This window comes from Daejeonella sp. (genome assembly GCF_030695525.1).
In the GTDB taxonomy this organism is placed as follows: Bacteria; Bacteroidota; Bacteroidia; order Sphingobacteriales; family Sphingobacteriaceae; genus Daejeonella.
On the sequence record NZ_JAUYSS010000052.1, the window covers coordinates 1 to 11,790 of the forward strand.

Sequence of the window (11,790 nt, forward strand, 5' to 3'; positions counted from 1 at the left end):
TTCAACATTAGAAATTAACAATAACATTGCGAAGTATAGCCGTTTCGTGCAGCTAAAAGAAGGGCTTTATCCACCCGAACAATACCCTGACTTAGTAAAATTTTATCAAAGCATTGCTGATTCAGATGCATCACGGATTACTTTACTAAAGTAGGGTTATCTCAGAGTTATCCGAAGATTATAATACCCAATGTAATTCCGATAATCATTATCAGATATAAGAGTATCTCCGTAGTAGCAAAGCGCTTATATTTCTTCCAGAAGGTATAGTCGCCTTTTTCAGTGCTCATAAATGGGTCCGGAATTATTATTGTTTAAAATTAAAGATTAAAACAGATAATCAAGGAAAGAATTGAGCCTATGGTTTGACGCTTCCCGCCCTGGTAAAGTATTTATAATACCAGGGGTCTTTTAAATCGCTGATTATTACCCCTTTTGAGGTAGAAGCATGAACAAATTTGTTATTATGAAGATACACCCCAACATGACTGAATTTTTGACCATCGAAATCAAAGAAAACCAGGTCCCCTTCTTCCAGATCCTGCTCATATTTTCGCTTTACTTTATCTGCCATTGTACGGGCGGTACGAGGTAAATCTCTGTTATAAACCTCCTTTTCAAGCAGGAAGGTAAATCCGGAACAATCCACACCCTTTTTATCCATACCGCCTGAACGATGAGGCACCCCCATCCAGCTGTCGATAAAACGGTATAACTTCTCATTTTGCAGCTCTCTTTCTTTTACATTCAACAAGGATGCATAGCGTTCTTTAATACTTCCTGAAGATACTGCTTTAGATTTCGAGGAATCGGTAATGATTTTTTTGCTTTTACAGGAGGTGATTGTCAGCGCAAAGAAAATCACTAAATATAAAAAAACAACTGATTTGCTTTTTAACCTCATCATCCAAAGGTCATACAAAGACATATTGAAAGTATAAAGCTTTTATAAACACCTGTTGATAAACGCAGAATTCAGATTAATTTTATGAGTATAAGTTAACCTGAGTTCGATATAAGGAAGGTTAAAATAATACCTTACAATTGGTTAGTTAAGGCTTTGGTACACAATGATTAAGTTTTGGAAATCAATACCTGTTTGTTATAGGCTGGTTCAGCCCTTTCCTCCGTAGTAGTTCCAATTCCCCTGTGGTCGGTGTTCTCCGTACCAAGCACGATCATATCATTGGTTGGTGATAACACCAACCACAGGGAATAAATGATGGTCCAATCATCAACTATAAGTCCTGTCATGTGAGCGCAGTTCATTCCATTCATTTGTAGGAGCAAAATAACTCTTATCTGTTGGTTTTAAATGCTGCTTTAAAACATCTTCATTTAATTCAATACCTAAACCCGGAGAATTAAGCGGAACAATAGCAAAGCCCTTTTCTATCATTTTTTTACCATCTGTGGTCTTTACCAAATCCTCCCACCATGGGATATCCACAGAATGATGCTCCAGTGCAAGGAAATTTTGGGTCGCAGCAGCACAGTGAACACTTGCCATAAAAGAGACCGGTGTACCTGCCTGATGCATAGCCATCGCTACTCCATACTCTTCGGCATAATCCCCTATCCTCTTGGTTTCAAGCAAGCCTCCTGATGAAGCCAGATCAGGGTGAATAATATCTACTGCTCTTGCATGAATCAATGGCTTGAAATCTTTCAGTAAATAAATGTCTTCACCAGTAGTTGTAGGCGTTTCCAATGCATCTGAAATAGTTTTCCACTGCTCAGTGTAGGTCCATGGTACCATATCTTCAAACCAGGCTAACCTGTATTTTTCCATAGCCTTGCCTAAACGTATACTGTTATTCAGGTCAAAGTGACCGTAATGGTCGGTAGAAATTGGAATTTCATAACCAACCATATTCCTAATAGTATTTACAATCTCTGATAATTCCTCCAGACCCTTATCAGTGATCTGAATCTGGGTAAAGGGATGTGCGGTATTGCCATATGACATCATATTTCTTTGATCCCCCCATTGTGCCAGATCCCCTTTAGCATTCTCCCAGAATTTTGAATTCACTACAGTGCCTGTTTTTCCTTTTAGCTCACTGATTGAGATATCCATTTTCAACCAGGTATATCCCTGATCATTGATCCGGTAATTGATCAGTTTTTGCTGTTCAGCAGGACTGGCAGCCTCAGGTGTATCTGCATAAAGCCTCACCTTATCCCGATATCTTCCCCCCAATAATTGCCATGCAGGTACACCATAGGCCTTGCCGCAAAGATCCCATAAGGCCATTTCTACCGCGCAAACCCCTCCGGCCTGACGAGCCGGCCCGCCAAATTGCTTAATTACCTTAAAAATCATTTCCACATTACATGGATTTCTTCCCAGGATCCGGCTCTTTAATATCAGGGCATACCGCGCATCTGCAGCATCCCTTACCTCACCCAATCCATAAATTCCCTGATTCGTATCAATACGGATGATCGCTGTTCCTCCCATTACATTGGTAAGGCAATAACGCATATCCGTAATTTTCAGATCTGAAGGATTAGAAGATCTTTTAACATTTTGGGTAGTATGGGCAATGGTATCTTCTATAGAAAGATTCATCAAACCACCTAATGCAATCCCACCCAAGGCCGTTTTTTTTAGAAAATTCCTGCGGTTAGTACCTGTTTCGGGATTATTAATTTCAGCCTGTCTTGAAGCAGTATAGGCTTTTTCTTCTTCCTTATTTTTGGAAATGAGCTGTTGTAAAATACTTTTCATATCATTTAAATTTTAAATTATAAAAAAAAATTAATGAGTTTTCCCCAGATATTTATCAAGTTGTTCCGGTGTGTACATAGTTTTTCTGGGATATTTAGCCAGCCAGGCCCTGAATTCACTTTTTATGGTCTCATTCCAATCTCCATGAATCTCACCTGAAAGATATTTGCCTTGTTTCAGCAATAAACGCTCGAACTCATCCCGAAGTCCGGTTAGTTCATTTGCCTTAACCAGGTCTTCAACCAGATGAGCAGGAATAAATACAACCCCATAATCATTTGCAAAAACAATATCTCCCGGAAAAACAGTCACTTCGCCAACACGGATCGGTGCATTGATTGAGGTTGGAGTCATATCTCTGATAAATGAAGGGTCATGCCCTTTAACCCAGGCATTAAATCCTTCAGTATCCCTTAATTCCTGCATATCCCTGATAGATCCATTAAAAACTACACCCTTACCTGTTTTGGCATAAATTGAATTTCCCAGGCTTGAGCCAATAAGGGTACCATCCTTCACTTTACCAAATCCATCTGCTACATAAACGTCTCCTTTACTTAAGATATCAATAGGCCAGATATTAATTCCACCACGTTGTGAGAGTCCTTCTTTACGACCCTGTATTCTTACCAGTGTATCAAGGTCTGGTCTGGAAGGCATAAACTGTGCTGTAACAACCCGACCGACCAATGTTTGTCCTGATTTTAGAATAGTCCAGTTCTTTTCTACTTGATTACGGTAACCTCTGCTCAATAAGAAACCCCATATTTGCTCAAGTGTATTGTATTGTAGACGTTCAAGCACGAGTTCTGAAACCATTGGGCGACCATCAGCCGAACGCTCACCTTTCCACATAGAAGTTAGTTCTTTTACATATTCAGGACTGGAACCTATTCGTTGAGCAGCGACGAAAGCTGCATTCAGTATAATTAGAAGCGATAAAATTAATTTCTTATACATAATTATATTTTCTTATAAATTAAATTATTTTACGATTGACAAATTAAAAAAACAGCCTAATCTGAATCTATCCAATGATATATCCTAAGTTAAAAAAATATAAGTCGTAAAATGACGAGCAAAAAATTTAAAGAAAATTAAATTTTAGAATCTTTGGCACCATTATTCCTGTAGTAGAAAGGCCAACAACCATGTGGCCAATAGAAAATTATGAAAAATATACTAATCCTATTTGCATTTGCAGTGATTGTTACAGGTTGCAGCACAAACGCAAATGAGAATGCCAGAATAAGTCAGGACTCGATCAGAATGGTTCATGAACTTGATAGCTTTAAAAGAGCTGCATCAGCAGACTCGGCTGCAACTGCGCTTGCAATTGCTAAAGACAGGGCAAATACTAATAACAAGTATCAATCCTCAAAATCAGTAACAACAACAAACACAACCACCCAGACAGGTACAGCTAGCCAGAAAAAAGGCTGGAGTTCAGCAGCTAAGGGTGCAGTTATTGGCGGTGTTATTGGTGCAGGAACAGGTATTATCGTTGATAAAAAAGATGGCAGAGGTGCTGCAATAGGCGGTGCAGTTGGTGCTGGAACAGGCTATGTGATTGGAAGGGAGCAGGATAAAAAATCCGGCAGAGTTCAACAATAATAATATCTACCTATGAAAAAATAATGCCCTGGTTTAAAATTTAAGCCAGGGCATTTTTTTGTCTTGATATTTTTCAGTTGGTTAGTTGTTAGTTGGTTAGTTGTTAGCAATTTGGTGTAATTTTCAAATTAATTACTACTATTTAATATCCTTAACCAATAATTTCAAACTAATCCGAATTTAATCTTGATACTTGATACTTGAATCTTGATTCTTGATACTTGATACTGACCTATTAGTGAGCGAAGACGAATTTAACTTTCATGATACTTAGTTAAATTCGTAAGTCTATAAACTAAGTTTAATATGAAGAAGGATTAAGTGTTGGTTCTTGGTTCCTGGCTCTTAATACTCATGATGCACCCGGATTCATCTCAATACTCAATACTCAATACTAATAATCTATACTAGGACTTAAGCACCCTCTGTATCTCATCCAGCTTCATTAATGCCTCTACCGGTGTCAGTGTATTTACTTCAAGATTATTCAGCATATCCCTGATCTTAACCAATACCGGATCATCAATAGAGAACATTTGTAACTGATAAGCTTGCTTCTGAACTTTTTTTAGGCTGTCTTTGATATCCTCTCCTCCTGTCCGCTCCTGTTCAAGCCGTTTCAATATTTCATTTGCCCTGCTGACCAGTTTTGGAGGCATTCCGGCCATCTTAGCCACATGGATTCCAAAACTATGTTCGCTGCCTCCGGGCACGAGTTTGCGCAGGAAAATAACTTTGTTCCCTAGTTCTTTAACCGAAACATTGAAATTTTTAATCCTGTTAAATGAGTTGGTCAGTTCATTTAATTCATGATAATGTGTTGCAAATAGCGTTTTAGCCTTAGCTGTTGGATGATTATGCAGATATTCTGCAATTGACCAGGCAATTGATATTCCATCATAGGTACTGGTACCTCGGCCAATCTCATCCATCAGAATGAGGCTTCGTGCAGATAAATTATTCAGTATGCTTGCAGTTTCATTCATTTCAACCATAAATGTTGACTCGCCGGTAGTAAGATTATCTGAAGCCCCTACCCTGGTATAAATCTTATCAACTAATCCAATCAGCGCCTCTTTTGCAGGAACAAAGCAACCCATTTGTGCCATTAATACAATCAAACCTGTTTGTCTCAGTAAGGCCGATTTACCCGACATATTCGGCCCTGTAATGATTATGATCTGTTGAGTTTCACTATCAAGGAACACATCATTGGTAATGTACTCCTCGCCCGGAGGAAGGTTCTTTTCAATAACCGGATGTCTGCCCCCTTTAATATCGATCACACTGCTTTCATCAATCACAGGTTTGACATAATAATTCTTTATCGCCAGGTTCGCAAAATTAAGCAAAACATCCAACTGGGCCACTAATTGGGCATTCAATTGAATGGGTTTGATGAATTCAGATAATGCAAAGGTCAACTCATTGTACAGTCGGGTTTCAAGAACCTGAATCTTTTCTTCCGCACCAAGAATCTGTTCTTCGTATTCTTTCAACTCGGGGGTAATATAACGCTCTGCATTTACCAGAGTTTGCTTTCTCAGCCATTCGGCCGGAACTTTATCCTTATGGGTATGGGTAACCTCCAGATAATAACCAAAAACATTATTGAAAGCAACTTTTAAGGATGGAATGCCTGTAATTTCAGCTTCACGCTTCTGTATTTCAAGCAGATAACCCTTACCTCCGAATGCAATCTTCCTCAAACGGTCGAGTTCTTCATCAACCCCATCAGCTATGACAGAACCCTTTGCCAGCATGACCGGCGAATCGGGATTCAGCTCCCGCTCAATTTTATCCCTGATCAATACGCATGGATTGAGCTGTTCTGCAATCATTTTCAGGGGAAAACTATCAGATCCCTGGCAAAGCTCCTTTAAATTGGCAATAGCATAAAGTGCCCTTTTGAGCTGCAATACTTCTCTGGGGTTTGCCTTTTGAAGACCAATTTTGGAGATCAGCCTTTCAAGATCCCCTATCTGTTTCAATTCATGCAATAATGTTTCACGCAGTTCATCCTGCCCAACAAGAAACTCTACGACATCAAGACGCTCCTGAATCGGTTTAAGCTCCTTTAAAGGCATGATAATCCATCGACGAAGTAAACGTGCTCCCATCGGGGAACAGGTTTTATCGAGCACATCTACAAGGCTGACTGCATTCTCATTAGCAGAACCTATGAGTTCAAGATTACGGATTGTAAACCGGTCCAGCCACATATAGCGGTCTTCTTCAATCCTGGACACAGATGAAATATGCTGTAAATTACGATGTTCTGTCTCGTTGAGATAATGAAGTGCTACCCCGGCAGCAGTGATAGCAAGCGGATATTTTTCAATTCCAAAGCCTTTCAATGATTTAACATCGAAATGTTTGAGCAAAAACTCAGAAGCATAATCACCACTATAAGCCCAATCGTCCAGATGATAGGTATAAAACCGGTCGCCAAAAGTCTCCGTAAAATCGCGCTGCCTGCTTTTTTGAAAAATTACCTCGCTCGGTTTAAAACTTTGAAGCAGTTTGTCTATATAATCGGCATTACCCTGAGCAACAAGGAATTCACCTGTTGAGATATCAATAAATGCTATCCCAAATGAATTCTTTTCAAAATAAAGGGAAGCCAGATAATTATTGGTGTTCTGTTGAATGATATTATCGCTGTAGGATACCCCGGGAGTGATCAGCTCAGTTACCCCTCTTTTAACAATGGTTTTGGTTGTTTTAGGATCCTCCAACTGATCACAAATAGCCACCCTTTGGCCTGCCCTGACCAACTTGGGTAAATAAGTTTCGAGAGAATGATGTGGAAAACCAGCCAGCTCAGTATGAGTGCCCGAGCCATTTCCTCTTTTGGTGAGCACAATTCCTAATATTCCGGATGCTTTTATCGCATCCTGCCCAAAAGTTTCATAAAAATCGCCCACCCGAAACAATAATAATGCACCCGGATATTTAGCCTTGATTGCATTGTACTGCAGCATTAATGGGGTTTCCTTTTGTTCGTTCTTTTTAGACAAGTTCTTGCAATTAATCAGGCTATAAAGTTAATGGATTGCATAACTTTTAGAAGATTTGTGGAAAACTGTCTCGGGGTGGGAAAATCTTGATCCTGATTTTGATATCAGTTGTAATAAATGAACCATTAAATAATCTAAAATTAGGTTAATATTATTTTTCGGTTCAATTATTTAATTTGTTGCGTGTTTTCATACCCTTTTAATCTATACAAAAAAGCCTATTCCGGATTAAGTAAGGAAAGCTGGTACCTTTCTTTTGTAATGCTGATTAATCGCAGCGGAACAATGGTTATTCCTTTTCTCACCATTTACTGTACCCAGAAACTCAATTTCAGTATTGTGGAGGCAGGATTGATCATGGCTATCTTCGGACTGGGATCAGTGTTTGGTGCATTTTTCGGCGGAAAATTTACAGATAAGATTGGTTTTTATTACCTACAGATTGGGGCACTACTCAGTGGAGGCCTGATGTTCTTTATAATCAGCTATCTTGAAACATTTTTGAGTTTGGGAATAGGGACCTTTATTCTCAGTATGTGCAATGAGAGCTTCAGGCCTGCCAACGCTACAGCAATAGCCTATTACAGTAATGAGAAGACAAGAACTCGTTCCAACTCATTAAACAGGCTAGCTGTCAATCTCGGTTGGTCATTTGGTGGGGCTTTGGGCGGCTTCCTAGCTTCTGTTGACTATCATTTGTTATTTTATGTGGATGGATTCTCCAATATCCTGGCCGCAGTCTTTCTCATAAAATTACTACCGGCAGTTAAAAACTCAAAGACTAAGGAGACTGAAACTCATGTAATTCAGGTTCAATCCCCTTATCAGGATAAACTATACCTGGCATTTATCATTTTGACCATTTTATTTTCCTCCTGCTTTTTTCAGTTTTTTACCTTGCAACCGGTATTTTTCAAAACGGAGTGGAAGCTTAGTGAGCAATTTATCGGGGGATTAATGGCTATGAACGGACTGATCATTGTATTCACCGAAATGCTGTTGGTTAACAATCTTGAAGGTAAAAGATCTCCATTGTATTTCACTGGTATTGGAGTGATTATAGCCGCATTTAGTTATTCCATATTAATATTTTTTCCTGCCGCTGCCTGGCTTGCCATTCTTTCGATCATCATGGTTACTATCGGAGAAATGATTGCTATGCCCTTCATGAATACCTTTTGGATGGGCCGTTCAAATGACAGGAACCGTGGTGAATATGCTGCCCTGTATACCATTGCCTGGTCAGTAGCGCAAATCATTGGTCCGATTTATGGTTCATTTCTAATCGAATATGGAGGATATCAATTGTTCTGGTATTTTATTTTTGGCATCTGCTTGTTAACAGCCGGGGGCTATTTTTATCTCAATAATTTGAACAATAAAAGAGAATTTAAACAAGTGATAAATATGGCATCTTCTTAACAATTAGAGACCTTATAGCTTGTTCTGCTTCTGTAAATTTCACCAGGGCGTAAAATCGTTGAAGGAAAATTCGGAATATTGACTGCATTAGTATGATGCTGGGTCTCAAAACAGAGTCCGCAAAAAGCTGAATAGTTAGTCCCGCCCTTAACACCCGTATTATTTAAATGCTTACCTGTATAAAACTGAACAGTTGGTTCATCAGTAAAAACCTCCAGTTTAATCCCACTATTTTCCGAATAAGCCATTGCAGCCTTTCCCCATTCCTTATACTTTTTATCCAATAAAAATGACTGATCATAGCCCTTTTCAGGATCCCAAATCCTGTTGATCCGTTTTATACTTCTAAAATCATATGAAGTATCCTGCAAAGTAAGTATTTCACCATTGGGTACCAGGTCATCATGCTGACCCAAATAAAAAGATGCAGCTATTTCAACGAAATGAGTTTCAATTGTTCCTGAGCCGTTGAGGTTAAAGTAATCATGATGGGTTAAATTGACAGGGCTGGCTTTGTCGGTACTGGCCTCCGTCTGCATGAATAGCTCATTATTTTCCTTGAGCTCGAAAGATATCCGGACACTTAAATTCCCAGGGAAACCTTCCTCTCCATCTTTACTTAGGTAGCTAAGAACAAGCCTGGCCTCAGGAACCCCTGAAAAACTTTCAAGCTTCCAGACCTTTCTGTCGAAACCTTCATAACCGCCATGAAGCTGATGTGGAGGATGGTTTGAACTTATCGGATAAAGTTCAGAATCCAGTTCAAAAACAGAATTACTGATCCTGTTGGCATACCTCCCGACAATCGCACCCAGATAAGAATTAGATTCAAGATAAGACTGATCAGTATAATGCTCCATCTGATCGAAACCCAATACAATATCCCTGAGATTACCTGAACTATCTGGTACGATAAATGAGCGTATAATGGCTCCAAAATTACTGATACTGACTTCAACACCATTACTGTTTTTCAGTGTAAAAAGAAAGATATCTTCATTTTGGTGCTGAAATAGTACCGGAGACTGGACTAATAACATATCTTGTTCTAAAATCAATAAAATGCATGGGCATTCCAAATGATGAAATTAAGCCAAAATCTTTAATAATTTTGAAAAATAAAGCAGCTTCCAATCAAAGAGGCTATTTTTGGAAGATATGCGAAAATTAAAAACAGAAGAACTTGGACGTGTGGGTATTGAAGACTTTAAAAAACAGGATAAATTACCCATCACTGTGATTTTAGACAATGTTCGCAGCATGCACAATATTGGTTCTATTTTTCGCACATCAGATGGATTTGCAATTGAAAAAATATATTTATGCGGGATTACCGCTCAGCCACCTCATCGTGAAATAGAAAAAACAGCACTTGGAGCAACCCAATCTATTGAATGGGTCTATTCATCAGGTATCAGCGAAATAATTCTGGAATTAAAAGCAGCTCAATACACAGTCATAGCTATCGAACAGGCACAAAACAGTGTGATGCTCAATGATTTTCGACCTAAAACTTCAGAAAAGTATGCCCTGATCTTTGGGAATGAAGTAAATGGAGTAAGTGAGGATGCGATGAAATTAATAGATACCTGTATTGAAATTCCTCAATTCGGAACTAAACATTCATTTAATATTGTGGTTTCAGCAGGGATAGTGCTTTGGGACTTTTTTGCCAAACTTAAACTTAAATCTTAACTATATTCTTGTCAGTAGATTATAATGATAATAAAAGACATCCAAAATCAAGATATCGATCAACTAAATCTGCTGCAGCCTGCCGACTGGGATGATATCAGACCCTATTTTTATTATTATAGTTCATCTTCCTTTTGTGATCCTATAAAAATCGTTGATGCGAATGCAATTGTTGCTGTTGGTACTATCATAAAACATCAGGATACGGCCTGGCTGGCACATTTAATAGTTCATAAAGAATACCGGAATCAGGGTCTGGGCAAAATACTTACAAATGCTCTGGTGGAACGTTCAGATCCGAAAATCTTTAAGACGATTTATCTGGATGCTACAGATATGGGATACCCGGTTTATAAGAAAGTTGGATTTGAAATCGAAATGGATTACATGCATCTCGACGGTAATCTGCTCAACCTAAATCTGAAAAACCCTGCCAGCGTTATTCCATTTGATGAAAAATACAGAGCCCAGGTATTAGAACTGGACAAAATTACCTCAGGCGAAAACAGGGAAGTCATTTTTAGGGATCATTTGAAATCATCACTTCTCTACCTCTCAGAAGGCATAGTCAGGGGTGCTTATTTTCCGGGTTTTTTCGACCGCTATATTATGGCTGAACTGCCTGAAGCCGGAACTGAACTAATGAAATTGCGGATGCGGGTAAAGAATACTACAAAGCTTCCAATTATTAATCAGGCTGGGATCGATTTCCTGTTGGATAATAGTTACAATGAGGTCAGAAGATCCAAAAGAATGATCCTGGGTGAAAAACGGGAATGGAAAGCAGAGAATAATTTTAACAGGATTAGTGGAGGATTGGGGTAGTTTATTTAATTGACAGTTGATAATTGAGAGTGGATCAAATAATGATTCTATTCGCTGTTCTTGGCTCTTTGTTCCGGGGACTTGATTATTTATTCTTGATTCATAATACTTGGTTCTTGGTTCTCTTCAGTTGTTAGTTGATTGGTTGTTAGTTGGTTAGGAAATTATCGTAATTATAACATGTTTGGTATTAGTTGATATCCTTGAGTATAAAATTCCAAATGAACCAAATTTAGTCCTGGTTCTTGGTTCTTGATTCTTGGTTCTCTCACATCTCATATCTCAAAAAAAAGCCCCACCTTTTGAGCAGAGCTTTAGCATTTTATCATTGATGCCTTTATGAGGTAACGTATTCGTTAATTCTGTCCTTACTTGGCAGAGTTGTACCTCCCATCAAAAACTCATCGACCTTTCTGGCTGCTTCCCGGCCTTCTGAAATCGCCCAAACAACCAGGGATTGGCCTCTGCGCATATCCCCTG

At 38.9% G+C, this 11,790-nt stretch carries 11 protein-coding genes; 4 read left to right on the forward strand and 7 right to left on the reverse strand.

Annotation, left to right across the window (positions count from 1 at the left end; translation table 11 throughout):
• Nucleotides 1-167: 167 nt before the first annotated feature.
• The 5 genes from Q8S11_RS12225 to Q8S11_RS12245 all read right to left on the reverse strand — a co-directional run bounded on the left by Q8S11_RS12225 (nt 168) and on the right by Q8S11_RS12245 (nt 3,694).
• On the reverse strand, nt 168-290 hold the full coding sequence (locus tag Q8S11_RS12225; RefSeq protein ID WP_305662390.1) for a hypothetical protein: 123 nt from the start codon (nt 288-290) through the stop codon (nt 168-170).
• A gap of 68 nt (nt 291-358) precedes the next feature.
• Nucleotides 359-928, reverse strand: a complete 570-nt coding sequence (locus Q8S11_RS12230; RefSeq protein ID WP_305662391.1) for a C40 family peptidase — start codon at nt 926-928, stop codon at nt 359-361.
• A 146-nt stretch (nt 929-1,074) separates the two neighbouring features.
• Entirely contained in the window at nt 1,075-1,254 is a 180-nt protein-coding gene (locus Q8S11_RS12235; protein WP_305662392.1) for a hypothetical protein, read from the reverse strand.
• The gene (locus tag Q8S11_RS12240) at nt 1,235-2,734 is read right to left on the reverse strand and encodes a mandelate racemase/muconate lactonizing enzyme family protein (RefSeq protein WP_305662393.1); all 1,500 of its coding nucleotides are present in this window, start codon (nt 2,732-2,734) and stop codon (nt 1,235-1,237) included. Before Q8S11_RS12240 ends, Q8S11_RS12235 begins: the two co-directional genes overlap by 20 nt.
• Before the next feature lie 30 nt (nt 2,735-2,764).
• A complete protein-coding gene (locus Q8S11_RS12245; RefSeq protein WP_305662394.1) occupies nt 2,765-3,694 on the reverse strand; it encodes an RraA family protein in 930 nt (309 codons plus the stop codon).
• Nucleotides 3,695-3,904: 210 nt separating this feature from the next.
• On the opposite strand from Q8S11_RS12245, the gene Q8S11_RS12250 reads away from it, so the two are divergent.
• A complete protein-coding gene (locus tag Q8S11_RS12250) occupies nt 3,905-4,348 on the forward strand; it encodes a YMGG-like glycine zipper-containing protein (RefSeq protein WP_305662395.1) in 444 nt (147 codons plus the stop codon).
• A gap of 407 nt (nt 4,349-4,755) precedes the next feature.
• Here Q8S11_RS12250 and mutS read toward each other — a convergent pair whose 3' ends face one another.
• Nucleotides 4,756-7,332: a DNA mismatch repair protein MutS gene (mutS, locus tag Q8S11_RS12255; protein WP_305662400.1), complete on the reverse strand. Its 2,577-nt coding sequence runs from the start codon at nt 7,330-7,332 to the stop codon at nt 4,756-4,758.
• A gap of 219 nt (nt 7,333-7,551) precedes the next feature.
• Here mutS and Q8S11_RS12260 point away from each other — a divergent pair, with 219 nt between their 5' ends.
• The gene (locus Q8S11_RS12260; RefSeq protein ID WP_305662396.1) at nt 7,552-8,790 is read left to right on the forward strand and encodes an MFS transporter; all 1,239 of its coding nucleotides are present in this window, start codon (nt 7,552-7,554) and stop codon (nt 8,788-8,790) included.
• Here Q8S11_RS12260 and Q8S11_RS12265 read toward each other — a convergent pair.
• Nucleotides 8,787-9,830, reverse strand: coding sequence for an aldose epimerase family protein (locus Q8S11_RS12265; RefSeq protein WP_305662397.1), 1,044 nt, complete (start codon nt 9,828-9,830; stop codon nt 8,787-8,789). The two genes, Q8S11_RS12260 and Q8S11_RS12265, sit on opposite strands and share 4 nt — an antisense overlap.
• A 118-nt stretch (nt 9,831-9,948) precedes the next feature.
• Between Q8S11_RS12265 and Q8S11_RS12270 the strand changes: the two genes are divergently transcribed.
• Together Q8S11_RS12270 and Q8S11_RS12275 are read left to right on the forward strand one after the other, a co-directional pair.
• Entirely contained in the window at nt 9,949-10,485 is a 537-nt protein-coding gene (locus Q8S11_RS12270) for an RNA methyltransferase (protein WP_305662398.1), read from the forward strand.
• A gap of 24 nt (nt 10,486-10,509) precedes the next feature.
• On the forward strand, nt 10,510-11,310 hold the full coding sequence (locus Q8S11_RS12275; protein WP_305662399.1) for a GNAT family N-acetyltransferase: 801 nt from the start codon (nt 10,510-10,512) through the stop codon (nt 11,308-11,310).
• Nucleotides 11,311-11,790 lie beyond the last annotated feature (480 nt).